This window comes from Stenotrophomonas sp. 86428_Sma (genome assembly GCF_056481585.1).
Genome location: NZ_CM151156.1, coordinates 2742641 through 2765366, shown reverse-complemented (window position 1 = coordinate 2765366; position 22726 = coordinate 2742641). Strand labels below are relative to the sequence as shown.

Genomic DNA, 22726 nt, shown 5'->3' with positions numbered 1-22726 from the left:
TCCCCCATGAAGCTTCCTGCTGCTCTTTTCCTGCTGCTGGCTGCCAACGCGGCTCAGGCACACGATGTCCGCCAGCACGCGCCACACGTGCACGGCCAGGCCACTGTTGATCTCGCTCTCGACCAGGGAACGCTGGAGTTCGCCCTGCAGGCGCCGGGCATCGGCATTCTTGATTTCGAGCGACCGCCCGCCAACGCGACCGAGCAGGCGGCACTGTCGCGCGCCACGGCATTGCTGAAGGGCGGCAGCTGGGTCACCCTGCCCACCGCCGCCAACTGCCGCCTGGCCAGCAGTGACGCCAGTGCCGAAGGCTTCGCTGCGACCGCCGCTGTGCCAGCGGCCGGGCAGCATCGCCACGCCGGTTTCAGTGCCAACCTGCAGTATCGCTGCACGAATCCGAGTGCATTGCGCGCCCTGGTCGTGCGCCTGCCGGTGCTGTTCCCCGGGTTGCACGAAGTCATCGTCAACAGTGCGACGGCCAACGGCCAGGACCGCAGCGTGCTGAGTGCCGACAACCTGCGCGTGGTGCTGGCGCCGTGAGCACGCCAGCGGTGATCGCCCTGGAGGATGTGCAGTTCGGCTACGCAACACGCCTGGTGCTGGATATCCCGCAGCTGCTGATAGAGCAGGGCAGCAGCGTGCTGTTGCGTGGAGTGAGCGGTGGCGGCAAGAGCACCTTGCTCGGCCTGCTGGCCGGCGTCCTGCTGCCCGGCAGGGGGCGCGTCGAAGTGGCGGGTCACGCGCTGCAGATGATGCGGGGTGCCGCGCGTGATCGCTTTCGTGCCGATCACCTGGGCGTGATTTTCCAGCAGTTCAACCTGCTGCCGTTCCTCAGCGTGCGCGACAACATCGCGCTGGGCCTGCGCTTTTCTCCGGTGCGCAGCGAGCGCATCAGCGGGCCGCTGGACGATGAGATCCTGCGCCTGCTGGAAGCGCTGCAGCTGGATCCGGCGCTGTCCAAGCGTGCGGCCGGCACCCTGAGTGTCGGCCAGCAGCAACGCGTGGCCGCTGCACGTGCGCTGATCGGCCGGCCGGCGGTGCTGCTGGCCGACGAGCCGACCTCGGCGCTGGATCGCCAAGCCGCGACCGCCTTCCTGCAGCTGATGTCCGCACAGTGCCGGGCCGCCGGTACCACGGTTCTGGTGGTCAGCCACGATGAAAGCCTGCAGCCCTTGTTCGACCGCACCATCGCGTTGTCGCAGATCAATCACGCAGGTGGCACCCATGCTTGAACTTGCCTGGGCCAGCCTGCGCAGCCGCGCATTGAGCGTCAGTCTCACCGTGCTGGTGATCACCCTCAGCGTGGTGCTGCTGCTCGGTGTTGAGCGCGTGCGCACGCAGGCGCATGAAGGTTTCGCCAGCACCGTTTCAGGCACGGACCTGATCGTCGGTGCCCGCTCCGGCCCGGTGAACCTGCTGCTGTATTCGGTGTTCCATATCGGCGACCCGACCAACAACGTGTCCTGGCAGTCCTACCAGGAGCTGTCCTCGCTGCCGCAGGTGAAGTGGGCGGTGCCACTGTCGCTGGGCGATTCGTGGCGCGGCTACCGGGTGGTCGGCACCAGTGGTGGCTATTTCGAGCACTACCGCTACGGCGCGGGCCATGCGCTTGCGTTCGCGCAGGGGCGGCCATTCGATGATCTGTACGATGCAGTGATCGGTGCCGAGGTGGCGCGCGCGCAGAAGGTCGGTGTTGGCGACGAGATCGTGCTGGCGCACGGCACCGGCGCAGTCACCCTGGCCACGCACGCCGACAAACCGTTCCGCGTGGCCGGCATCCTGCAGCGCACCGGCACACCGGTGGATTCGTCGCTGCTGGTCTCGCTGCCGGCCATCGAGGCGATCCATGTCGACTGGCGTTCTGGTGTGCAGCTGCGCAGCCAGAGTGTCAGCGCCGAGCAGGCGCGCCATCTGGACCTGACCCCGACCAGCATCACCGCCTTCATGCTCGGCCTGAATTCGCGCATCGCCACGTTCTCGGTACAGCGCAGGATCAACGAGTATCCGGATGAGGCGATGCTGGCGATCCTGCCCGGCGTGACCCTGCAGCAGCTGTGGCAGTCACTGGGCACGGCCGAGCGGGCTCTGCAGCTGATCAGCGCGATGGTGGTGCTGCTGGGCATGTTCTCGCTGGTGGCGCTGCTGGTCTCGACCCTGCAGGAGCGCCGGCGCGAGATGGCGGTGCTGCGTGCCATCGGTGCACGCCCTGGCTATATCGCCAGCCTGCTGGTGGTGGAAGCGGTGGCGACCAGCGCGCTTGCCTGCGTGCTCGCACTGGCCGCACTGGTGGTGGCCAGCCTGGCCGGGCGCGGCTGGGCGCTGGCCAACTTCGGCCTGTCGATCACCCACATCTGGCCGGATGGCCGCGAACTGGCGTGGGTCGCGGGTGTGCTGGCGATCAGCGCGGTGGCCGGCCTGGTACCGGCGCTGCTGGCCTATCGGCGCACGCTGGCCGATGGCCTGTCACCCGGGGGCTGAGCATGCGCTGGTTGCCGCTGTTGCCAATCTTGCTGGTGCTGACCGCCTGCGAACGCCCGGTCGATACCGGCGTGCAGGCGCTGACACCGTCGCCGGTGATCGATCGCGATGCCCCGGCAGCTGCGGAGGAACAGGAACTGGACTGGTTGCAGATGATGCCGAAGGAAGAACTGGCGGCGCTGGAGCGCGGCGAGGGCCCGGAGGTGGAGCACAACGGCAACCGGCGCATGCCGCAGTTCGGTACGTTCCGCACCGTGGACACCGTATTGCAGCGGCCGGTGCGCTTGCCGGGTTATGTAGTGCCGCTGGCCAACGCGGAGGACGGGCGGCTGACCGAATTCCTGTTCGTGCCGTACTACGGCGCCTGTATCCATGTGCCGCCGCCACCGCCGAACCAGATCGTGCACGTGGTGCTGCCGCGCCCGATCGAGATGCCGGACATGTATTCGCCGTTCTTCCTGGCCGGTACCCTGCGCGCCGAACGGCTGGACGATGATCTGGCCGGCTCCGCCTACACCATGCGTGACGCACAGCTGAGGCCGTATGAACCGTAGCGTCCTGATCGGACTGACCTGCTGCCTGGGCCTGTTGGGGTGTACGCAGGCGGGTGGGGGAGCCACCACCGGCGCCGCAGCACCGGCACAGCCGGCCACGACCGAGGCGCCCATCGACCGTTGGGATGCACTGCGGCCCGACGAAGTGACCTACCAGCGCCCGCCGCCGCAGATCGGCCTGTCACGCAATGGCATGGACGGGGTGGGCGGGCTGATCGATGACACCGGCTCGGGCACGCCACCGGGACAGGAGATCGACCATTCCAGCCCGGATCGCGCCAAGCAGTTCGGCTCTTCGCGCGTGGTCGACGCTGTCGACGGTCGCGCGGTGGATCTGGATGGCTACGTGGTGCCGCTGGGCACCAACGATGCCGGCCTGGTCGATGAACTGCTGTTCGTGCCGTTCTACGGGGCCTGCATCCATGTGCCGCCACCGCCACCGAACCAGATAATCCATGTGACCCTGGCCACGCCGATCGCACTGGGAGACCTGTGGGACCCGTACCGGCTTGCCGGCCGCCTGCAGGTGAAGCGCTTCGATGCGGATATCGCCAGCGCCTCCTACGACGCCGCAGCGGCGACGCTGACGGCGATCCACAATTGATGCGCACGCGTTGGATCATCGTTGCGGGCGTGTTGGTCACCAGCGTGGTGTTGCTGGTGTGGTGGCACCTGCGCGTCGACGTGACCGAGCCACCGGCGATCGCCTTCCCGGCACCCGCGACCGATGCCAGCCAGCGCATCGAACAACGCCTCGGCGAAGACCACGCTTTTCGCAACGACGTGCTGTTCCTGCTTGCGGCAACGTTGCGCGACCGCTGCCAGCCGGCACAGACGGGGCTGCTGGCGCGCATGGCCAATCGTGCATCGTTGCCGGTGTTGGCGGCGGTCAGTGCGGTGACCCAGCAGGATCCAACGCTGGACCGGCCGATCTACCAGTACATCCAGCATCGGGCCGACGCCACGCGCTGTGGCCAGCCGCTGCAGATCCCGTTGGCCGGCGGGCGCAGCATGCAGGTGGACATCGAACAGTACGCGCGCACCTTCCCGGACAGCTATTTCGATCCGCAGCGCAGCAGCGAACCGCGTGATTTCGGCGGCCTGTCGCTGCAGCAGCGGGCCGGTAACGCCTGCAACAGCGTGGTGTATTCGGTGTTGCCGCTGGGTGGCACCGATTGGCGATGCAGCAGCCTGCGCGCCAATGCCCGTGCGCGGGTGCGCGGGCTGTGCGAGGACGAACTGCGGCGCCAGCATGGGGGAACGGGCGGGGAACTGGACATGGCCGTGGGGCAGGGCATGCAGGGTGCGGTGGTGTCGGCGATTGCCGCGCTGCCGGAAGACTGCCGATAAGCGTTTACCAGTAGAGCCCGGCCATGCCTGGCTGGCGGTTCAGCCAAGCTGACTTGCCCCTACAGACCCTGAACTGGTGGATTCCGAAGGTCATAACTATACAGGACATCCGGTATAGTTATGGCCGTACTCCATCCCACCAAGTTCTCCCATGGCTTTGTCCCAGACAACTCCGTGCTCTACACCGCACTGCCCACACTGACCGAGGAACTCTCGGCCAGTGCCGGCCAGGCGCTGTGGATCATCAACGCTTATCCGCTGGTGATGGCCGGCCTGCTGCTGGGCGCGGGTACGCTGGGCGACCGCATCGGCCACCGCCGCATGTTCCTGATCGGCCTGGTGGTGTTCGGCATCGCCTCGCTGGCAGCGGCGTTCGCTGGTACAGCGGCGCAGCTGATTGCCGCGCGCGCGTTCCTGGCGATCGGCGCGGCCGCGATGATGCCGGCCACGCTGGCGCTGATCGGCCTGAGCTTCCACGAAGAGCGCGAGCGCAACATTGCCATCGCGATCTGGGGCTCGGTGGCCATCGTCGGTGCAGCGCTGGGTCCGATCATCGGCGGCTGGCTGCTGCAGCACTTCTGGTGGGGCTCGGTGTTCCTGATCAACGTGCCGGTGGTGGTGGTAGCCTTCGTCGCTACCCTGCTGCTGGCACCGGAAGGCCAGCGAGATACCTCGCGGCCATGGGACCTGGTGTCTTCGTTGCTGGCATTGGCGGCGCTGTCCGGCCTGGTGCTGGCGATCAAGTCGCTGATCGCTACACCGCTGTCGTATGCGCTGGGTGCCGGTGCGCTGCTGCTGGCCGTCATCAGCGGCGCGGCGTTCGCACGTCGCCAGCAGCAGTTGCCGTACCCGTTGCTGGACTTCGCGATCTTCCGCAATCCGGCGTTCCTGGCCGGCACGCTGTCGGCGGTGTTCACCCTGTTCGCGATGGCTGGCCTGCAGCTGGTTACCACCCAGCGTTTCCAGCTGGTGGCGGGCTTCACGCCGCTGCAGGCAGGCCTGCTGGTATCGGTGGCGGCGCTGGGCAGCCTGCCCAGTGCACTGCTGGGCGGCAGCATCCTGCACCGCGTGGGCCTGCGTCCGCTGATCTGTGGTGGCCTGGCGGCTGGCGCCGTGGGTGTCGGTGTTGTGGCGTTCGGCTTCCCGCACGGCCTCGGTTGGGTGGTGGCCGGCATGGCGATCACCGGTTTCGGCATGGGCTCGGCCATCTCGGTGGCGTCCACTGCCATCCTCAACAACGTACCAGCGCACCGCGCGGGCATGGCCTCGTCGGTGGAAGAGGTGTCCTACGAGTTTGGTGGCCTGCTCGCTGTGGCGATGCTGGGCAGCCTGAGTGCGGCAATGTACGGTGCCTTCCTGCCGGTCTCGGCGGACATGCCCGAGTTTGCCCGAGAGGGCTTCACCCAGGCGCTGCATGCCGCACGCGAAAGCGGGCAGGGCGAGTGGTTCGCGCTGGCCACGGCTGCCTATGACCGTGGCTACCAGATCGTGCTGCTGGTGATCACGGTGGTGCTGGCAGTGGGCGCGGCGATCATCGCGCGCCTGTTGCGGGGGCGCGTCGGTGGCCGCGAGGGTGCGGCCGATCGCGTAAAATGACGCGATGAGAACCAGCAAGCGCGACCGCATCCTCGACGCCGCCGTCAACGTGATCAATCGTGACGGCGTGCGCGCGGTGACTTTCGAGTCGGTGGCCGCCGAGGCCAAGCTGACCCGCGGCGGCCTGCTGTACCACTTCCCGTCGCGCGAAGCGTTGCTGCGCGGCATCGACGAGCATCTGGTGCAGGCCTGGGAAGCGTCGATGGAGTCGCTGCTGGGCAAGCGTGCGGAGGAAGCATCTGCGCTGGAGCGCTACCAGACCTTCGTGCGCGTCTCGGCGCAGAGCGCCACCCGTGCCGAACTGATGTTCATGCTCGAATCGGCTGACCCGGACGCCGACGAGCGCCCGTGGGGCCCGGCGGTACGGCGCTGGGCGCCGTTGCCGCCGTCGGCCGGGCAGAATGACCCGGCCGCGCTCGACAATTTCGTAGCGCGGCTGGCGGCCGATGGCCTGTGGATCTACGAAGCGATGTACGAAGGGCAGCTGGATGAAAGCGTGCGCGCCCAGGTGGCCGAACGCATCGCCGGGCTGCTGGCGAAGAACGATGGAACGTCCAGCTGAGCCGTCGACCGACGCGGGGACGTTGCTCTTGGTAGAGCCGACCGCTGGTCGGCTGCTCACGAAAATCCCGCGCTGCGCGCGATAGTCGACCAGCGGTGGACTCTACCCCTCTCCATTTACCCAGCCTGTGCTGCGGTCGCCGCCAACCACGCCCTGGGCGAAGCCCCCAACCGCTTGCGGAACGCCTTCGACAACGACGCGGTATCGGCAAACCCCACCTCGATCGCCACCTGCTTGACCGCCACACCTGCCCGCAGCTGCGCGCAGGCCAGGCTCAGCCGCCAGTCGAGCAGATAGCTTGCCGGCGTCGCCTGCATCACCTCCTTGAACACGGCTGCGAACGCGCTACGCGACATGCCGGCGGTCGACGCCATGCGCGGCAGCGTCCATTCGTCCTGCGGCGCCTGGTGCATCGCCACCAGCGTGCGTGCCAGCCGCGCGTCGGACAGTCCGCGCATCAACCCATGGCTGACCCCGGCCGCATCGGGATGATCGACCACCCAGCGCAGGATCTGGATCAAGGCCACCTCGAACAGCCGGTTGGTCAGCAGCCGCGAACCGCAGCGTTGGCGGTCGGCCTCGGTGAACAGCAGATGCAGGGTGTCGTCCAGTTCGCTGATCGCGGCCAGCGGCACCACCATCACCGGCGGTAGCGACTGCACGATAGGGTTGCGCGCGCCACCATCGAAGTCGAGCGTGGCGCAGGTGAAGTCCGGCCCATCCAGCGGCGCATTGAAGAACACGTGGTGCAGTGGCTGCGGGTACAGCAGCAGGCTCGGGGTGTCGATCTTCAACCGTGGCAGCGCGGTATCGCCATCGGGATGGCGGACCTCCATCTCACCCTGGCGCAGGATGTGCAGGAACGCACGACCGGGCTGCGGCTCGAAGACATGGCGCCCGCACAGCGGACCGCTGTGGAACAGCGCGGCCTGCACCCGGAAGCGTTCCAGCAGAGAGGAGAGGCGGTCGGGCGCGGTGGTGTCGAGGGAAATGCTCATGGACGTATGGACAAAAGATGTGGCTGATACGACCTGATTCGTCCAATAAGTCTACCTAGGATGAGCGGGTCGTCCAATCCCGGGCGCTTTCCCAAGGAGATCCACCATGTCCCGTGTCCCCCTGATCGATGCCGCCAACACCACCGCCGACCGCCAGGCCCTGCTGGGCCAGGTCCACGCCGCGTTCGGCGCCACCCCGGCCATGTTCCGCGCCGTGGCCAATTCGCCGGCCGCCCTGCAGAGCATGTGGGGTTCGTTCGGCGCACTGGGCGGCGGTCGCCTGTCGCCGCTGCTGGGCGAGCAGATCGCCGTCGCCATCGCCAACCGCAATGCCTGCGAGTATTGCCTGGCCGCGCACACGGCGCTGGGTCGCAAGGCCGGCGCCAGCAGCGAGCAGATGGCTGCCGCGCAGATCGGCCAGTCCAGCGATCCGGCCACCTCGGCGGCGCTCGACTTCGCGCTGAAGGTGGTCGAGCAACGTGCGCAGATCGCCGACAGTGATGTGCAGGCGTTGCGCGCAGCCGGCTTCGATGACGAGCAGATCGTCGAGATCCTCGCCCATGTGGCGCTCAACCTGTTCACCAACTACGTCAACGTGGCGTTCGACGTGCCGGTGGACTTCACCAAGGTGGCGCTGCGCTGAGGTCCATCAGGCCGGGGGCGTCTTGCTCCCGGCCGTTCTCAGTTATCGTGGCTGTCGTCCGCCTGCAGCCGTTCGGGATGGGAATACACATTGAACCCGCTCTCCCGCGCGAATCCGACCAGGCACAGTCCGGCACTGCGGGCCAGGTCGATCGCCAGCGCGGTCGGCGCCGACACCGCTGCCAGCACGCTGGCACCCGCACGTATCGCCTTGCTGACCATCTCATAGCTGGCGCGGCTGGAAATCACCAGCAACCCACCGTCGATGGCGTGCTCGTTGTGATGCAGGGCGCCGATCAGTTTGTCCAACGCATTGTGACGGCCCACATCCTCGCGCACCCAGCCAATCCGCCCGCTGGCATCGGCCCAGGCCGCGGCGTGCGTCGATCCACTCACCGCATTCATCGGCTGATGCTGCGCCAGCGTGGCCAGTGCCCGCTGCAACGCGGCATGCGGATAGGTGCGACGCTCGCGGATCTGCGGCAGCGGGCGCAGCACATCCTCCAGCTGGCGCGTGCCGCACAGGCCACAGCCTCCGCGACCGGGCAGCAGGCGGCCATTGGCCGGATCCAGATCGGCACCGGGTGCGTCTTCGGAAACGGTCATCTGCAGTTCGATGCCCTCCAGCTGCGGGCGCACCTCGATCAACAGCAGTTGCGAGGGCGCAGTGATCAGTCCCTCGCTGAGCGAAAAACCCAGCGCGAAGTCTTCCAGGTCGCAGGGCGTGGCCATCATCACCGCGAAGGCGGCGCCGTTGTAGCGCAGTGCAACCGGCACTTCCTCGGCCACCACGTCGACCTGCTGCTGGTGCCCCTCGCTGCGCCAGCGCTGCAACGGGCGCTGGGCCGTGCCGGCAGGCGGGATGTGCGGCGGGGTCGAGTCAGGCATGCAGCGCGTCCGGGCAAGGGAAATACGCAGGTGGTGGACCACCCACGGCTTCGAGAATAGCGCAGTGGCCGGGCGCTGACGCGGGTGTAACCGTTGTCATGGCAGGCTGCGCTGAAAACAGCTTTTGCCTCTGGCGAAGCGGCCTTGTCCGTGCTTGACTGCGGGGCTGGCCGCGCTGCAGAAGCCGCATCCGGCCCATCCCGCGCCGTTGATTGTTGTGTTCCTCCCGCCAGGTTCCCGAACATGTCCGAGCAGAAGCCGCCGCGTTACAAGCCCTACAACCAGCCGGCCGGTGGCTGGGGTGCCGCCGGTGCCACGGCCAAGGTGCTGTTGCAGCAGAGTGTGATCGGCAAGGGCTCGAAGGCGCTGCTGGCAATGAACCAGCCCGGTGGCTTCAAGTGCCCCAGCTGTGCGTTCCCTGATGCCGACGAACGCAAGAAGCTGGAATTCTGCGAGAACGGTGCCAAGGCGTTGGCCTGGGAAGCCACCCAGTTCCGTGCTGGCCGCGAGCTGTTCGCCCAGCACACGGTCACCGAGCTGATGGCGCAGACCGACTACTGGCTTGAGATGCAGGGCCGGCTGACCGAGCCGATGCGCTACGACGCGTCCACCGATCATTACGTTCCGTACAGCTGGGACGAGGCGTTTGCCTTGATCGGCCGTCATCTGCAGGCGCTGGACAGCCCGCACCAGGCCGAGTTCTACACCTCCGGCCGTACACCCAACGAAGCCGCGTTCCTGTATTCGATCTTCGTGCGCGAGTTCGGCACCAACAATTTCCCGGACTGCTCGAACATGTGCCACGAGCCGACCAGCCGCGGCCTGCCGCCGGCCATCGGCGTGGGCAAGGGCACCATCGTGCTGCAGGATTTCGAGCACGCCGAGGCGATCTTCGTGATCGGCCAGAACACCGGCACCAATTCGCCGCGGATGATGAGCAACCTGGTCGAGGCGCGCAAACGCGGCATCCCGATCGTGGCGGTCAACCCGATGCCCGAGCGCGCGCTGATCCGTTTCGCCGAACCGCAGGACATGGTGCAGATGGCCACGTTCGGTTCGACCGAGATCACCAGCGAGTTCGTGCACATCCGCATCGGCGGCGACCTGGCCCTGATCAAGGGCATGATGAAGGTGATGTTCGAGCGCGAGGCGCAGGGTGAGCGCGTGCTCGACCATGAGTTCCTGTCAGAACACACGGTGGGCCTGGAGGCGCTACGCGAAGACGTGCTGGCGCAGGACTGGGACGAGATCGTGGAGGTCTCCGGCATCACCCAGGCGCAGATCCGCCGCTGCGCCGAGATCTACATCCGCTCCAAGGCCACGGTGATCTGCTATGGCATGGGCCTGACCCAGCATCAGTACGGTTCGACCCTGCTGCAGCAGGTGGCCAACCTGCTGTTGCTGCGTGGCAACTTCGGCAAGCCCGGCGCAGGCATCGGACCGATCCGTGGCCATTCCAACGTGCAGGGCGACCGTACCGTCGGCATCGACGAGAAACCCAAACCGGCCTATCTGGACCGCGTGCAGCAGGTGTTCGGCTTCGATCCGCCGCGCGAGCACGGTCATCACGTGGTCGAATCGATCGAGGCGATGCTGGACGGCAGCGCCAAGGTGTTCATCGGTATGGGTGGCAACTTCATCCACGCCGTGCCCGATACACCGCGCGCGTACGAGGCCATGCGTGGCCTGGAGCTGACGGTCGGCATCGCCACCAAGCTCAATCGGGGTCACCTGGTGCATGGTCGCGATGCGCTGATCCTGCCGGTGGTCGCGCGCTCGGAGCGCATCGTTACGCCTGCCGGCGAGCAGTTCGTCACCATCGAAGACGCGATGTCGAACGTGACCGCTTCGCGCGGCGTGCTCGAGCCGGTCAGCACGGACGTGCTCCCGGAGGTCGAGATCGTCTGCCGCATGGCGATGGCAACATTGCCGCACAGCAAGGTCGACTGGGCGGGGTGCATGCATGACTACGCTCCCATCCGCGAGCTGATCGCGGCGGTGTACCCGGAGATCTACACCGGCTTCAACGAGCGCATCCAGCAGCCGCACGGCTTCCATCTGGACATTCCACCGCGCCGTCGGGTGTGGCCCACGCCCAACGGCAAGGCCAACATCCTGGTGATGCCGGGCCTGGACGTGGACGCGCCGGTGGACGACCCCGAGATGCTGCGGTTGGCCACAGTGCGCTCGCACGACCAGTACAACACCACCATCTACAGCTACAACGACCGCTACCGCGGCGTGTACAACGATCGCATGGTGCTGTTCATGAACATCGAGGATCGGCTGGCGCGCGGGCTGGAGAAGGAAGCGCTGGTCAGCCTGGAGACGATCAGTGGCGACGGCGTGAACCGGCGCATCGAGGGCCTGACCGTGCTGGACTACCCGATGCCGCGCGGCGCGCTGGCCGGTTACTACCCCGAGTTGAACCCGCTGCTGCCGCTGGACTATTACGACCGGGTCAGCGGCACGCCGGCGGCCAAGTCGATTCCGGTGCGGATGCGGGCGATGGCCGAGGCAATTGCGTGATGCGTTCATCGGCTATCATCGTCCGGTGAACCTGCCTGGCCTGCTGCTGCGATGGATGCTCCTCCTTGCCCTGGTGCTGAACGCACCGGCGCTTGCGATTGCCTCATCCTCGTACGCGGCGCAGTCCAGCGCGGACCATTGCGCCGCACCGCATTCGGCGGCCATGGCCGGATGCTGCGACGAGGCAGCATCAACGGTCTGCCAGAGCAATGAGTGCGAATGCCCGCCGGCCAGCGTCGGCATGCTGGCCACCCTGAGCGGATCGCCGGCGTCACCCTGGCGTGAGGCACCTTTACCAGCCAGCGCCCAGCAACGCGCACCGCCGCCGTTGCCGGACCCGCTACGGCCTCCCATCGTGTGATTCCCTGCAGGCCTGAAGCGCCTGCCGTAGCTGCTCGTCTTACTTACGACCCTGCCTGCGCCTTCGATGCGTGGGCGGCGGGCCGCATTGCCCGCATCTGCAAAGGAATCAACACCATGAACCGTTCTCTCTCCCTCGGCCTGCTGCTGGGCACCGTGCTGGCCACCACCGCCTGCGCACGTGCTGCCGAAGAATCCGCCGCAGCACCGGTCGCCAGCGAGGCACCGGCCGCGCCCATCAAGGCCAGCCCGGCCAGGCTGGACCCGGCACTGCCCATCGCCATCGTGCACAAGACTGCCAGCTGCGGCTGCTGTGGCATCTGGGTGGACCACCTCAAGGCCGAAGGCTTCCAGGTGGATGTACGCGATACCGATGACATGAACCCGATCAAGGTCCGGCTGGGTGTGCCGGTTGGCAAGGCGTCCTGCCACACCGCCGAGATCGGTGGTTACGTGGTTGAAGGCCATATCCCGGCCGAAGACATCAAGCGACTGCTGGCCGAACGTCCGGCGGCGCGTGGGCTGGTGCTGCCCGGCATGCCGGCCGGTTCGCCGGGCATGGAAATGCCGGACGGCTACGTGCAGCCGTACACCGTTGAACTGGTGCGCACCGATGGCACCACCGAGCCGTTTGCCCAGCACGGCCAGGGCGGCTGACAGGCGGCGGTGCCGGCCGTCCTGACCGGCACCCTTCGGAGAGCCGAGCCCACCCTCGGCGTGCTCTTTGTAGAGTCGAGCCATGCTCGACTTGCCCCTTGCAGAGTCGAGCCACGCTCGGCTTGCCCTTTGTAGAGTCGAGCAAGCTCGACGCTACAGAATCAGCGGGCGCGGGCTGTTTCCTTGGCCAGCTGTGCGTCGAACTTCTGTTCGGCCGCATCCGCGTAGGCCTTGCAGGTCAGTGCCTTGGCGCTGGCCTTGCTGCCGGAGGCGTAGTCCCAGTTGCTGGCACCCGGATGAGGGGTCAGCAACACGTCACAGGGCAACGCCCGCACCGTCGCGAAGCTGCGTTTGTAGTCATCGACCAGGCGCGGATAGCGCGCATTGCCCTGCAGCTGGTAGCCCGGTGCACTCAGGCTGTCGGCATAGGCGATGCGCACCGGCTTGCCCTCGCGGGTATCGCTCCAGGTCCACGCGGTGCTGCCCGGGGTGTGCCCGGGCATGAAGTGCGCTGTGAATTCGATGCCGCCCACCTCGACCACCTCGCCATCCATCACGATGCGGTCTGCACTGGCAGGCGGGTAGGTGATGCCATCGCCGAAGTGCAGATCGTCGCTGCCACCGCGCGCCAGCAGCACCGCCGATTCGGCGTTGGCCGCTACTTTGGCGCCCGTACGGCGCTTCAGCTCCGCCACCGGCCCGGCATGGTCGGCGTGTGCGTGGCTGAGCAGGATCAACCGCAGGTCCTGCGGGGCCACGCCGCGCGCCTTCATGTTGTCCAGCAGGTGGCCGGCCATCTGTGGCATGCCACCGTCCAGCAGCACGGCGCCCTCGGAGGTCTGCACCAGCAATGCGGTCAGGTTCTCGGTGCCGATCTGCCAGGTGTGGTCGGCAATCTGCAGCGGTGCCATCGGCTGCAGCCAGGAAGCATCCACGGTGTAGGCCCGCAGCTGCGGCAGTGGTGTCTCGGCGCCACTGGCGTGCGCGATCGGGAGAGCAGTGACCAGGGCGAAGGCGAGCGGGGAAAAACGCATGGTTCACGTCCGTTTGAAGGAGGCCCAGAAACTAGCATGGGCCTCCTTCATCGCGTCGCGCATAGATTTCATGGCTCCCATAAGGGCGCCATGGATCAGTACCGGTACTGCCACCCCAGCGTCACCACCCGGCCACGGCCCGAGAAATAGCTCGGGTTCGACGGCGTGGTCTGCGAGTAGTAGCTGATGTACTGCTTGTTCGCCAGGTTCTGCACGCCCAGCGTGAAGGCGTGCTTGTCCAGCGTGTAGCGTGCGACCAGGTCCACCGTGGTGTAACCCTTGAACTCCGCCACCCGCGCGCCACGCAGGTCGAAGTCGCGGTCGAAGGCGTGGCTGGCCTGCAGGCGGGTGCTCAGCTGCGGCGTCCAGTTCTGTTCCCAGAATGCCGTCAGCCGGTTTGGCGCGATGTTGACGCCAGCCAGGTCGCTGTCGAGACGCCCATCGACGTTGGCGTCGTAGCGGCCGTTGGCGCGCGCGTAGCCCAGGCCCAGCCGGCTGTCGCTCAGGCGCAGGCGCAGGTTGCTTTCGAAGCCCTCCACGCGCGTGGCCTGGCGCTGCACCGCATAGGCATCGATGCCCGGATCGTAGATCAGCACCGAGCCGAGCTTGGATTCGGACGTGTAGTAGGCGATGTCGCCGCTGAAGCAGCCATCGTCGTACTCCAGGCCGATCTCGCGGTTGTCGGACACCACCGGTGACAGGTCGATGAGATTGTCGACGCGTTGGCCGTCGCGATTGATTGCACGCAGCACACGGCCGACGTCGGCCACGGTGTAGCCTTCCGAATACGAGGCGTAGGCGTTGAGGCGGTCATTGATGTACCAGACCGCGCCGAAGTTTGGCAGGGTCTCGCTCATGGTCGGCTTGCCGCCAGCCACCTTGCGTGCGCCGTAGCGGGGCAGGGTGGTGTAGTCGCCTACTTCCAGCTCGCCCTTTTCGTAGCGCAGGCCGCCGGACAGCATCAGGTGGTCGGTCGGCCACCAGTGCAGCTGCAGCAGCGGCGACAGGCTCTGGTAGGTGGTCTGCGGCACCCAGTTCATGCCGCTGGCCAGCAGCACCTGGTGGGTGCGGTCGCGCAGGCCGTCCAGGCCCAGGGTCACGTCCAGCGTGGTGTCGGCGATGCGGGCCCAGCTCTGGGTCAGCTTGAAGCCGCGCTTGTCCGATTCGTTCTGGGTCTGGTCCCAGGCGGCGTTGGCGCCGGTGTTGCCCCACGGGTCCCACTGGCTGGCGCCATAGCGGCCTTCGAAGTCCACCGCGAAGGCCTGCGCCTGGAAGCGGCCACCGAGCAGATCGGCGGCGCTGTAGTCCAGCGTCAACGAACGCGAGCGGTTCATCGGCGGCTCCAACGGGGTATCGCCGGGCACCGAAATGGTCGGGCGACCGGTGCGGTAATCACCGTTCACCGCAAGGTAGTTGTCCAGCCCGCGCAGCTCGTAGCGGTTGGCCATCAGCTGCAGGCGGTGGCCCTCGGCAATGTTCCAGCCCAGCTTGGCGAACACGTTCGACGAGGTCGAATCCATCAGTTCGCCCTGGGCGTTGGTACCGATCGAACGGCCCTCGCCGTCGTGGTACAGGCCCTGCTTCTCATAGGCCAGGCCGGCCACCAGATCGAACTGCTCGCCGCGCACGCCGACCAGTGCCGAGCCGCGCTGGCCGTTGTCATCACGGCGGCTGGGCAGCGCCGAGCTGTAGCTGACGTTGGTGTCGAGCAGGAAGGCGCCCGGCTCGCTGGGCGCGCTGCGGGTGATGATGTTGACGATGCCACCGGTACCGCCGATGCCCTGCAGTGCGTTGGCACCGTGGATGACCTCGATGCGTTCGATCATCGCCGGATCGATGGTGTGCGAATCACGTGAGCCATCGCGCAGCGGCGTCGACTGCGGCACGCCGTCGACCATGTACAGGATGCCGCGGCCACGCATGGTTTCGCCGTAGTTGGACATCTTCTCGCGCGCCGGGGCAAATGCCGGGATCTGCGCCGACAGCACGCGCGAGACATCCGAGCCCAGCGCCAGCTGCTGCGCGATGTCCTCGCGGGTCAGCACGGTGATGGTGTTGGGCATCGCGGTCTCGCCCTGCGGCATGCGCGCGGTCGAGGCCGATACCGTGACGCGCGCCAGCGAGGTGGTCGTGGCCGGGGACGCTGCCGATGACGCGGCCCGGGCCGGAGCGCGGGGCTTGGGGGGTGCCGGCGCGGCACTCACCACGAACACCCCCGGCGAGCGCTCCTGCATCGCCAGGCCTTGCCCGGCCAGCAGGCGCTGCAGGGCGTCGTGCGGGGTGTAGCGGCCGTCGAGGGCGGGCGCGTTGCGGCCGCTCACGCTGTCGGCCGCGAACAGCAGCTGGATGCCACTCTGGCGCGCCAGCGAGTTGAGCGAAGCCTGCAGCGGGCCGCCCGGCAGGTGCAGTTCGACAGGTGCGGACGCAGCGGTCTGCGCGGTGGCGGGCAGCGCCGCACACAGGCAGGCGGCGAGCAGGGTGGGGGCCAGCCGACGCAGCGCGGCGGGCGGAACAGGGCGGGTCATGCGGGGGTCCTTCGGAAGGGTTCAAGCACTTGCCGGATGGGACGGCGCGCAACCCACCCTCGGCGTGGCAATCAATCGCGGGCGCGCAGATGCAGGCTGCCGTCGGCGGCGGTATGCACCTGGACCGGCAGGATCTCCGGCAACAGCGCGACCGCCGTCTCGGCACGATCGGCATCGAACACACCCGACACCTGCAGCGGACCCAGTGCTGGGTCGTCCAGCACGATCGGACGGTCGTGATAGCGCTGCAGGATGCGCAGCACCTCGCTCAGTGGCATGCGGTCGAACTGCAGCCGGCCGGTGGTCCAGTCGGCCCGGTCCGGATCCACGGCTTCCGGCGGAGACAGCGACCCCGGCTGGGCCAGCAGGCGCTGCCCCGGTTTCAGCCGCTGCTCGGTGCCGCCGCCATTCACGCTGACACCGACCTCGCCGCGCCACAGCGTGACCTCGCTGAGATCGCCCTGGCGGTCAACATCGAACACCGTGCCGTAGTTGCGTACCTGTACCTGCCCGGCATCGACCTGGAAGCGGCGCCACGCCGAATGCTGCACCTCGAAGCGCGCATGGCCCTGCGCCAGCAGCACCTGCCGCGAACGCAGATGGCGACGTACCTGCAGGTGGGTTCCCGCGTCGAGCAGCACGCGGCTGCCGTCCGGCAGCTCGATGTCGCGGCGCTCGCCGACGGCGGTCTGGTAGTCACGCACCTGCCAGGCCGGGTCGGCCAGCAGCAGCGCGGCAGCCGCCAGCAACAGCACCGGCAGTACCCGTTTCGCGCCAGATCCGCCGCGGCGCCGCTGCAACTGCTCCGGGCCTGGCAACGGGAAACGCTCCTTCAGTGCCTCCCGGTGTTGGTCGAGCATGTCCTCGGCGGACGGTTCGGCGGGCGCCGACGGCGGTGCCGGATCGGGTGATGCAGGGCTCACCGCAGCGCACCGTGCAGCCGGCAGTCGGCCATGGCCAGGCGCAGATGACGTTCCACCGCCTTCAGGCCGATGCCCATCCGCTGCGCCACCTCGGCCTGGGGCAGCTCGTGGATCTTGTGCAGGATGAACACCTGCTGCCGACGGCAGGGCATGCGCTCGATGCTGGCGGTCAGCCGCTGCAGCGCCTGCTGGCCCTGAGCCTGGCGCTCGGGTCCGGGGCGCTCACAGGCGCCTTCGGGAAGCTCGGCGCGGGGCTCTACCCAGTGCCGGCGCAGGTCCTCGGCGCGGCAGCGGTCGACCGCCGCATCGTGGGCGATCCTGCGCAGCAGCGCGATCGGTTGGCGGGCGTCATGCGCGGCCGGGCGTTCCAGCAGGCGCACACAGATATCGTGCACCACTTCGCGGGCCAGCCCGGGCGAGCGGAACCGGCGATGCAGGTAGTCCACCAGTTCCTCGTAGTGGCGCACCAGCGAGGTCACCAGCGGCAGCGCAGGTGGGCGGGGAAGTGTCGGCTGGGACATCCGGACGGGCAGCAAGGGTGAAAGGCGGGTGCCGGGAGGTCATCCCTGCGTAATGACGCAATACTAATGGGAACTGTTCTCGTTTGCCATGCCGCGATCGCCAGGGCGATTGTTCGCCGCGTCTGGAAAGTGAATCCACGATCATCGGCTGGAGCGCAGAATCGCCCACGGCTAGCCTGCCTGCAGGCTCAAGGAGGTGGACCATGCATGTGCTTCTGGTGATGGTGGGCGGCATTGTGCTGTTGGGAGTGTTCCTGTTGTTCGGACGGCTGTGGAGCGTAGGCACCTCACAGCTGCCCACGGCCCTGATCGCGTTCATTGCCACCTGGCTGTTGGTGACGGTGGCCAACCTGTGGGTGGGCGTCAGCAAGGCCGGCTACGGGATGCGCGAAGAACTGCCGATCCTGCTGCTGGTGTTCGCGGTGCCGGCCCTGCTGGCCGGTCTGCTCTACTGGCGCCTGGCGCGCTGAAGGAAAGCCATGAGTACACGACTGCGATTGCCGGCCCTGCGCCAGCGCGACGGCCACCATGCGCGCGTGACCTACGAAGAGCTGTTCTTCGACCTGGTCTACGTGTTCGCGGTCACCCAGCTCAGCCACCATCTGCTGCATCACCTGGATCTGGCCGGCGTGCTGCAGACCCTGGTGCTGTGGTTTGCGGTGTGGCTGGGCTGGCAGTACGCCTGCTGGGTCAGCAACTGGTTCGATCCGGAAGCGCCGCGCATCCGCGGACTGCTGTTCGCCACCATGCTGCTGGCCTTGTTGATGTCCTCGTCCATACCCGAGGCGTTCGCTGACCGCGCCTGGGTGTTTGCCGGGGCCTACGCCACCATGCAGGTCGGGCGCACCGCCTTCGTGTTGCTGGAGGTCGGTCGCACGCATCCACTGGCACCGAACTTCCGTCGCATGCTGGCCTGGGTGAGCGTGTCGGCCTGCTTCTGGCTGGCAGGTGCGGCAGCCGAGGGCAATACGCGGTTGGCGCTGTGGGCGGTGGCGGTGGCGTGCGAATACGTTTCACCGATGTTCGGCTTCGCGTTCCCGGGGCTGGGCCGCTCGCACACCCGTGAGTGGACCATCGAAGGCGGGCACCTGGCCGAGCGCTGCCAGCTGTTCGTCATCGTCGCACTGGGCGAGACGTTGCTGGCCACCGGTGGCGTGCTCAGCGAGGTCGAACAGTGGAGTGGGGCGGTGGTGTCCGCAGTGCTTGCCACCTTCGCCGGCACGATCGCCATGTGGTGGCTGTACTTCGGCATCTCCAGCCGCGACGCCACCGAGGCCATCAGCCATGCCGAAGACCCGGGCCGGATGGGCGCCAACTTCCACTATGTGCACGCGTTGCTGATCGCAGGGATCATCGCTACGGCGGTGGGCAATGACCTGGTCATGGACCACCCGCATGCTGTGGTGACGCCGGTGTATGCGGCCGTGCTGGTGGCCGGCCCGTTGATCTACCTGCTGGGCAGCGCGCTGTACAAGCGGGTGGTATACGGGTGCGCACCGTACTCGCATCTGATCGGCGCGGTGGCGCTGGGCGTGCTGGGCGTGGTGTTGCCGCAGACCCATCTGTTGGCCGCTGGCTGGTTGACCAGTGCGGTGCTGCTGGCGGTGGGGTTGATGGATACGCGGTTGAAGCACCGTCTGCAACGGGCGTGATCAGCCCTCTGCCGGGCAGAGCCGAATGTTGGTCGACTGCTCTTCCACAAGGTTGTGGAAAATCCCGCGCTGCGCGCGATAGTCGACTGACAGTCGACTCTACCGCCGCCCTCTACCGCCTGAGGTGGCTTGGCCGAGCGCGGCGGCCATTGCCGCAAGCTTGCCGACCGTGTTGAGGTTGCGGGCGGTGCCTTGCTGGGTATAGGGAATCCGCAGGCGTGAGTCGGCCATGCCGTCGCCATAGTGGACGAAGATCTCGCGGGTACCCAGCGCCAGCTGCTCATCGCGCAGGCCGGTCACCCCGGTCAAGGGATCAGTGGGCAGTGCCTCATCCACGAACAGCGCGACCACGCGATTGCCGGCGGCGTGCGGGAACGGATTGCCGGCGGCAACCGCCGCGATCTCGGCTGCCGAGCGCACCAGCACACCCACCGGTTTTCCTGCATAGGCCTGCAGCCGTTGGCCAAGGGCTTTCCGCACGCCGGCTTCGTCAAGTCCGCTGCGGAACACCACGTTGCCGCTGGCGATATAGGTGCGGACGTCGGTGAAGCCCGCGTCCTCGCACATCGCCACCAGTTCAACCATCGGCAGCTTACCGGTACCTCCGACATTGACTGCTCGCAGCAGTGCGACATGCACGCTCATGGGGAACCTGCCTGCAGGCGGTCGTACATGCGTACCAGATCGACCAGCGTACGCGCGCCCATCTTGCGCATCACCTGCGCGCGGCGCACCTTCACCGTGATCTCGCTGACCCCGAGGTCGCCGGCGATCTGCTTGTTGAGGCGGCCGCGCACCACGCCGTCGACCACCTCGCGCTCGCCGGCGTTGAGGGTGTTCCAGCGCTGCTGCAGGGCGTCCAGCGCCTCGCCGTCACGGCGGCGCTGGCGGTCGATCTCAATGCCCTTGTGGATCGCATCCAGCAGTTCCTGGTCACGGAACGGCTTGGTCAGGAACTCGATGGCACCGTCCTTGATCGCATTGACGCCCATCGCGATATCGCCGTGGCCGGTGATGAACACCACCGGCAGCTGCAGGCCGTGGCTGCCCATCGTGCGATGGAACTCCAGCCCGCTCTGGCCGGGCATGCGCACGTCCAGCACCAGGCAGGCCGGTGCATCTTCCAGTTCGTGTTCGAGGAACGCCTGGGTGGAAGCGAAGGCCCGTACCTGCAGGCCCATCGAGGCGAGCAGGTCTTCCAGCGCGGCGCGCACCGACGGATCGTCGTCGATCACGTAGACGATGGGCGCTGGATCGGCGGCGGGTGCAGCGGGCTTACGCATGACGGCGTTCCGTGGCAACGGGCAGGTCAAACACAAAGCAGGCACCTCCGCCGCTGGGGCGCTCGGCTCGGATCCTGCCTTCGTTGGCCTCGATCATCGACCTGCTCAGGCTCAATCCCAGCCCCAGCCCGTGTGATTTGGTGGTCCAGAACGCATCGAACACACGCTCGGGATGATCGGCGGGCAGGCCGACACCGCGGTCACGCACGCTGAGGCTGATCCGCTGTCCGTCGCGTTGGGTCAACAGGGACAGGCGGCGGTCAGCAGCCGGCACTGCTTCCATCGCGTCCACCGCATTGAGGATCAGGTTGCCGATCACCTGCTGCACCTGCACGCGATCGGCCTGCACCAGCGGCAGGTCGGCATCGAGCAGCAGGGCCACGGCCACGCCGTGTTGGTCCAGCTCGCTGCGCGACAGCGCCAGCATTTCCTCCACCGCCTGGTTCAGGTCGAACGCGCGTCGTTCCGGCGCTGCACCCTGGGTCAGGCCGCGGATGCGGGCGATCACGTCACCGGCGCGATGCGCATCGGCCAGGATGCGGGCCACGGTCTGGCGGGCCTTGTCCACGTTCGGTGGGTCCTGTGCCAGCCAGCGCTGGCAGGCTTCGGCGCTGCTGGCGATCGCCGCCAGCGGCTGGTTCACTTCATGTGCGATGGAGGTGGTCAGCTCGCCCACGGTCGATGCGCGCGCCACTCGCAGCAGGCGGCCCTGTGCTTCCTGCACTGCGGCCTTGGCCGCTTCCATCTTCAACGCGAGGTAGGTGGTGATGCCGATCACCAGCATGCCGATCACCGAGTTGACCAGGCCGATGCGGTAGGTGCCGAAGCGGGTGAGGAAGAAGCTCAGGGCGGTGAGTGCGATGCAGGCGATGGCCAGGCTGATCAGCCCGCGTGCGGCGAGTACGCGCGATGCGGCGAGGATGACCGCTGCGTAGAAGCAGGCCGCCGCCACGGCGTAATCGGTGACGGTGTCGACCAGGAAGATCGCCGCCATTACGACGATCAGGGCCAGCAGCACCAGCGGGCGGCGGGGCGACAGCGATGGCATCGGAACGGCTCCCTGGCGTGGGGGGAAAGGATAGCAAAGCCGCCTCTGGCAGGTGCCGACCGTGCTTGGCGTGCTCCTGTGCTGTCGGCACCCACCAAAGCGATGCCTGGTAGTGCCGGCCGCTGGCCGGCAGCTGCAGGATCGTCCCGGAGTTCATGAGGTTGCCGGCCAGCGGCCGGCACTACCCAGGTCTGTGCCGACCCAGGTCGGCACCTACCAATGTGGTGCATGCGGGCTGTTGGTAGATGCCGACCTTGGTCGGCAGGCTCTGGCAGCAGTCGTGGCATCTGAGGGTTCTGTGCCGACCAAGGTCGGCACCTACAAAGCGGTGCACGATGTTGCCGGCCAGCGGCCGGCACTACTCCTCCAGGCTGGCGTTCCAGAACCCCTGCAGCACGCCGGGGGTGGTCGCCAGCGTGGCCAATACCGCATCCAGTTCACCGGCATCCACCGTGGTGGCATACAGCACCGCCTCGATCTCCACGTCGCGTTCGCCGAACGGGCGCTGGTCCACCGCGCGCACCGGGTAGTGCGCCTGTTCCAGCAGCAGCAACAGCTGGTCCAGCACCTCGGCCTGCTGCTCACGCTGGCAGACCACGTTGATCGCATAGGTCGCCTCGCTGAACGCCTCCGGCAACGGCTGCCGCTGGATGCGGTTCACCACCGGCCGCAGCAGGGTGTTGGCGGCCAGCACGAACACGGCCGCCAGCACCGCCTCCGGCAGCAGCTTGATACCCGCACAGGCGCCAACCGCTGCCGAGCCCCACAGGGTGGCGGCGGTATTGAGGCCAGACACCTGTGCGCCGTCCTTCATGATCGCGCCGGCGCCGAGGAAGCCGACACCGGAGATCACATAGGCCACCACATGCAGCGGTGAAGGTGGGCCGCCGTACAGGTCGTGGAAGCGCACGGCCAGGTCCACGAACACCGCCGCACCCACCGCCACCAGCGTATTGGTGCGCAGGCCGGCGGTGCGTTGGCGCAGCTGCCGTTCCAGGCCGATGGCCGTGCCCAGCACGAACGCCACCGACAGGCTGATCAGCGAGCTCAGGGTCGCGCCGGCGTTGAACGCCGGCAGGTTCGGATTGATGTCCATTGTGTTTCTCCCTGGACCAAGCGGCGGGCG

At 67.4% G+C, this 22726-nt stretch carries 23 protein-coding genes and 1 pseudogene; 14 read left to right on the top strand and 10 right to left on the bottom strand.

The window, feature by feature from the left end; translation table 11 throughout:
- The first annotated feature begins 6 nt into the window (after positions 1–6).
- The 8 genes and pseudogenes from ACZK3J_RS12710 (at position 7) to ACZK3J_RS12675 (ending at position 6540) form a co-directional block, all read left to right on the top strand.
- A complete protein-coding gene (locus tag ACZK3J_RS12710) occupies positions 7–540 on the top strand; it encodes a ZrgA family zinc uptake protein (RefSeq protein ID WP_049462652.1) in 534 nt (177 codons plus the stop codon).
- Positions 537–1232, top strand: coding sequence for an ATP-binding cassette domain-containing protein (locus ACZK3J_RS12705; protein ID WP_032129457.1), 696 nt, complete (start codon positions 537–539; stop codon positions 1230–1232). Before ACZK3J_RS12710 ends, ACZK3J_RS12705 begins: the two co-directional genes overlap by 4 nt.
- Complete coding sequence (locus ACZK3J_RS12700; protein ID WP_149908531.1) at positions 1225–2478, top strand: ABC transporter permease; 1254 nt, start codon at positions 1225–1227, stop codon at positions 2476–2478. The genes ACZK3J_RS12705 and ACZK3J_RS12700 overlap by 8 nt, the downstream gene beginning before the upstream one ends.
- A 2-nt stretch (positions 2479–2480) precedes the next feature.
- Positions 2481–3032, top strand: coding sequence for a DUF3299 domain-containing protein (locus tag ACZK3J_RS12695; protein WP_149908530.1), 552 nt, complete (start codon positions 2481–2483; stop codon positions 3030–3032).
- Complete coding sequence (locus ACZK3J_RS12690; RefSeq protein WP_277778336.1) at positions 3022–3636, top strand: DUF3299 domain-containing protein; 615 nt, start codon at positions 3022–3024, stop codon at positions 3634–3636. Before ACZK3J_RS12695 ends, ACZK3J_RS12690 begins: the two co-directional genes overlap by 11 nt.
- The gene (locus ACZK3J_RS12685; protein ID WP_478475890.1) at positions 3636–4382 is read left to right on the top strand and encodes a hypothetical protein; all 747 of its coding nucleotides are present in this window, start codon (positions 3636–3638) and stop codon (positions 4380–4382) included. Before ACZK3J_RS12690 ends, ACZK3J_RS12685 begins: the two co-directional genes overlap by 1 nt.
- Before the next feature lie 165 nt (positions 4383–4547).
- A pseudogene (locus tag ACZK3J_RS12680) lies at positions 4548–5978 on the top strand (MFS transporter); the annotation flags it as partial.
- A gap of 4 nt (positions 5979–5982) precedes the next feature.
- A complete protein-coding gene (locus ACZK3J_RS12675; protein WP_277778339.1) occupies positions 5983–6540 on the top strand; it encodes a TetR/AcrR family transcriptional regulator in 558 nt (185 codons plus the stop codon).
- Between the two features lie 116 nt (positions 6541–6656).
- On the opposite strand, the gene ACZK3J_RS12670 is transcribed toward ACZK3J_RS12675, so the two are convergent.
- Complete coding sequence (locus ACZK3J_RS12670) at positions 6657–7538, bottom strand: AraC family transcriptional regulator (RefSeq protein ID WP_478475889.1); 882 nt, start codon at positions 7536–7538, stop codon at positions 6657–6659.
- Between the two features lie 106 nt (positions 7539–7644).
- Between ACZK3J_RS12670 and ACZK3J_RS12665 the strand changes: the two genes are divergently transcribed.
- Entirely contained in the window at positions 7645–8181 is a 537-nt protein-coding gene (locus tag ACZK3J_RS12665; protein ID WP_478475888.1) for a carboxymuconolactone decarboxylase family protein, read from the top strand.
- A gap of 38 nt (positions 8182–8219) precedes the next feature.
- Here the strand turns inward: ACZK3J_RS12665 and fdhD are convergent, their stop codons facing one another.
- Positions 8220–9068 carry a formate dehydrogenase accessory sulfurtransferase FdhD gene (gene fdhD, locus ACZK3J_RS12660; RefSeq protein ID WP_478475887.1) on the bottom strand — a complete coding sequence of 283 codons (849 nt, stop codon included), beginning with the start codon at positions 9066–9068 and terminating at the stop codon, positions 8220–8222.
- A 243-nt stretch (positions 9069–9311) separates the two neighbouring features.
- On the opposite strand from fdhD, the gene ACZK3J_RS12655 reads away from it, so the two are divergent.
- The 3 genes from ACZK3J_RS12655 to ACZK3J_RS12645 all read left to right on the top strand — a co-directional run bounded on the left by ACZK3J_RS12655 (position 9312) and on the right by ACZK3J_RS12645 (position 12614).
- Positions 9312–11597 (top strand): FdhF/YdeP family oxidoreductase, encoded by a 2286-nt coding sequence (locus ACZK3J_RS12655; protein ID WP_478475886.1) that lies wholly within the window; start codon positions 9312–9314, stop codon positions 11595–11597.
- Positions 11598–11622: 25 nt separating this feature from the next.
- Positions 11623–11958 (top strand): hypothetical protein, encoded by a 336-nt coding sequence (locus ACZK3J_RS12650; protein ID WP_478476984.1) that lies wholly within the window; start codon positions 11623–11625, stop codon positions 11956–11958.
- Between the two features lie 116 nt (positions 11959–12074).
- Positions 12075–12614: a DUF411 domain-containing protein gene (locus ACZK3J_RS12645; protein WP_478475885.1), complete on the top strand. Its 540-nt coding sequence runs from the start codon at positions 12075–12077 to the stop codon at positions 12612–12614.
- Positions 12615–12775: 161 nt separating this feature from the next.
- Here the strand turns inward: ACZK3J_RS12645 and blaL1 are convergent, their stop codons facing one another.
- From blaL1 to ACZK3J_RS12625, 4 genes are all read right to left on the bottom strand, one after another.
- The gene (blaL1, locus tag ACZK3J_RS12640) at positions 12776–13648 is read right to left on the bottom strand and encodes a L1 family subclass B3 metallo-beta-lactamase (RefSeq protein ID WP_180845269.1); all 873 of its coding nucleotides are present in this window, start codon (positions 13646–13648) and stop codon (positions 12776–12778) included.
- A 95-nt stretch (positions 13649–13743) separates the two neighbouring features.
- Entirely contained in the window at positions 13744–16173 is a 2430-nt protein-coding gene (locus ACZK3J_RS12635; RefSeq protein ID WP_257471457.1) for a TonB-dependent receptor, read from the bottom strand.
- 71 nt (positions 16174–16244) lie between these two features.
- Positions 16245–17096 carry a FecR family protein gene (locus ACZK3J_RS12630; RefSeq protein ID WP_478475884.1) on the bottom strand — a complete coding sequence of 284 codons (852 nt, stop codon included), beginning with the start codon at positions 17094–17096 and terminating at the stop codon, positions 16245–16247.
- Complete coding sequence (locus ACZK3J_RS12625; protein WP_049462641.1) at positions 17093–17617, bottom strand: RNA polymerase sigma factor; 525 nt, start codon at positions 17615–17617, stop codon at positions 17093–17095. The genes ACZK3J_RS12630 and ACZK3J_RS12625 overlap by 4 nt, the downstream gene beginning before the upstream one ends.
- 203 nt (positions 17618–17820) lie before the next feature.
- On the opposite strand from ACZK3J_RS12625, the gene ACZK3J_RS12620 reads away from it, so the two are divergent.
- Both ACZK3J_RS12620 and ACZK3J_RS12615 read left to right on the top strand, forming a co-directional pair.
- Positions 17821–18087 (top strand): hypothetical protein, encoded by a 267-nt coding sequence (locus ACZK3J_RS12620; protein ID WP_006369821.1) that lies wholly within the window; start codon positions 17821–17823, stop codon positions 18085–18087.
- A gap of 9 nt (positions 18088–18096) precedes the next feature.
- Positions 18097–19269, top strand: coding sequence for a low temperature requirement protein A (locus ACZK3J_RS12615; protein ID WP_149908522.1), 1173 nt, complete (start codon positions 18097–18099; stop codon positions 19267–19269).
- A 99-nt stretch (positions 19270–19368) separates the two neighbouring features.
- Here the strand turns inward: ACZK3J_RS12615 and ACZK3J_RS12610 are convergent, their stop codons facing one another.
- The 4 genes from ACZK3J_RS12610 to ACZK3J_RS12595 all read right to left on the bottom strand — a co-directional run bounded on the left by ACZK3J_RS12610 (position 19369) and on the right by ACZK3J_RS12595 (position 22696).
- The gene (locus tag ACZK3J_RS12610; protein ID WP_478475883.1) at positions 19369–19914 is read right to left on the bottom strand and encodes a DUF1697 domain-containing protein; all 546 of its coding nucleotides are present in this window, start codon (positions 19912–19914) and stop codon (positions 19369–19371) included.
- Entirely contained in the window at positions 19911–20552 is a 642-nt protein-coding gene (locus tag ACZK3J_RS12605; RefSeq protein ID WP_049462638.1) for a response regulator transcription factor, read from the bottom strand. Before ACZK3J_RS12605 ends, ACZK3J_RS12610 begins: the two co-directional genes overlap by 4 nt.
- A complete protein-coding gene (locus ACZK3J_RS12600; RefSeq protein ID WP_329893662.1) occupies positions 20545–21600 on the bottom strand; it encodes a sensor histidine kinase in 1056 nt (351 codons plus the stop codon). The genes ACZK3J_RS12605 and ACZK3J_RS12600 overlap by 8 nt, the downstream gene beginning before the upstream one ends.
- Positions 21601–21958: 358 nt before the next feature.
- The gene (locus ACZK3J_RS12595; protein ID WP_005413576.1) at positions 21959–22696 is read right to left on the bottom strand and encodes an MgtC/SapB family protein; all 738 of its coding nucleotides are present in this window, start codon (positions 22694–22696) and stop codon (positions 21959–21961) included.
- Between the last annotated feature and the right edge of the window lie 30 nt (positions 22697–22726).

Excerpts from the sequence above, each read along its gene's own strand:
- ACZK3J_RS12710 (WP_049462652.1), top strand. The coding sequence starts at position 7 with ATGAAGCTTCCTGCTGCTCTTTTCCTGCTGCTGGCTGCCAACGCGGCT.
- ACZK3J_RS12700 (WP_149908531.1), top strand. The coding sequence starts at position 1,225 with ATGCTTGAACTTGCCTGGGCCAGCCTGCGCAGCCGCGCATTGAGCGTC.
- ACZK3J_RS12695 (WP_149908530.1), top strand. The coding sequence starts at position 2,481 with ATGCGCTGGTTGCCGCTGTTGCCAATCTTGCTGGTGCTGACCGCCTGC.
- ACZK3J_RS12690 (WP_277778336.1), top strand. The coding sequence starts at position 3,022 with ATGAACCGTAGCGTCCTGATCGGACTGACCTGCTGCCTGGGCCTGTTG.
- ACZK3J_RS12685 (WP_478475890.1), top strand. The coding sequence starts at position 3,636 with ATGCGCACGCGTTGGATCATCGTTGCGGGCGTGTTGGTCACCAGCGTG.
- ACZK3J_RS12675 (WP_277778339.1), top strand. The coding sequence starts at position 5,983 with ATGAGAACCAGCAAGCGCGACCGCATCCTCGACGCCGCCGTCAACGTG.
- ACZK3J_RS12670 (WP_478475889.1), bottom strand. The coding sequence starts at position 7,538 with ATGAGCATTTCCCTCGACACCACCGCGCCCGACCGCCTCTCCTCTCTG.
- ACZK3J_RS12665 (WP_478475888.1), top strand. The coding sequence starts at position 7,645 with ATGTCCCGTGTCCCCCTGATCGATGCCGCCAACACCACCGCCGACCGC.
- fdhD (WP_478475887.1), bottom strand. The coding sequence starts at position 9,068 with ATGCCTGACTCGACCCCGCCGCACATCCCGCCTGCCGGCACGGCCCAG.
- ACZK3J_RS12655 (WP_478475886.1), top strand. The coding sequence starts at position 9,312 with ATGTCCGAGCAGAAGCCGCCGCGTTACAAGCCCTACAACCAGCCGGCC.
- ACZK3J_RS12645 (WP_478475885.1), top strand. The coding sequence starts at position 12,075 with ATGAACCGTTCTCTCTCCCTCGGCCTGCTGCTGGGCACCGTGCTGGCC.
- blaL1 (WP_180845269.1), bottom strand. The coding sequence starts at position 13,648 with ATGCGTTTTTCCCCGCTCGCCTTCGCCCTGGTCACTGCTCTCCCGATC.
- ACZK3J_RS12635 (WP_257471457.1), bottom strand. The coding sequence starts at position 16,173 with ATGACCCGCCCTGTTCCGCCCGCCGCGCTGCGTCGGCTGGCCCCCACC.
- ACZK3J_RS12625 (WP_049462641.1), bottom strand. The coding sequence starts at position 17,617 with ATGTCCCAGCCGACACTTCCCCGCCCACCTGCGCTGCCGCTGGTGACC.
- ACZK3J_RS12620 (WP_006369821.1), top strand. The coding sequence starts at position 17,821 with ATGCATGTGCTTCTGGTGATGGTGGGCGGCATTGTGCTGTTGGGAGTG.
- ACZK3J_RS12615 (WP_149908522.1), top strand. The coding sequence starts at position 18,097 with ATGAGTACACGACTGCGATTGCCGGCCCTGCGCCAGCGCGACGGCCAC.
- ACZK3J_RS12610 (WP_478475883.1), bottom strand. The coding sequence starts at position 19,914 with ATGAGCGTGCATGTCGCACTGCTGCGAGCAGTCAATGTCGGAGGTACC.
- ACZK3J_RS12605 (WP_049462638.1), bottom strand. The coding sequence starts at position 20,552 with ATGCGTAAGCCCGCTGCACCCGCCGCCGATCCAGCGCCCATCGTCTAC.
- ACZK3J_RS12600 (WP_329893662.1), bottom strand. The coding sequence starts at position 21,600 with ATGCCATCGCTGTCGCCCCGCCGCCCGCTGGTGCTGCTGGCCCTGATC.
- ACZK3J_RS12595 (WP_005413576.1), bottom strand. The coding sequence starts at position 22,696 with ATGGACATCAATCCGAACCTGCCGGCGTTCAACGCCGGCGCGACCCTG.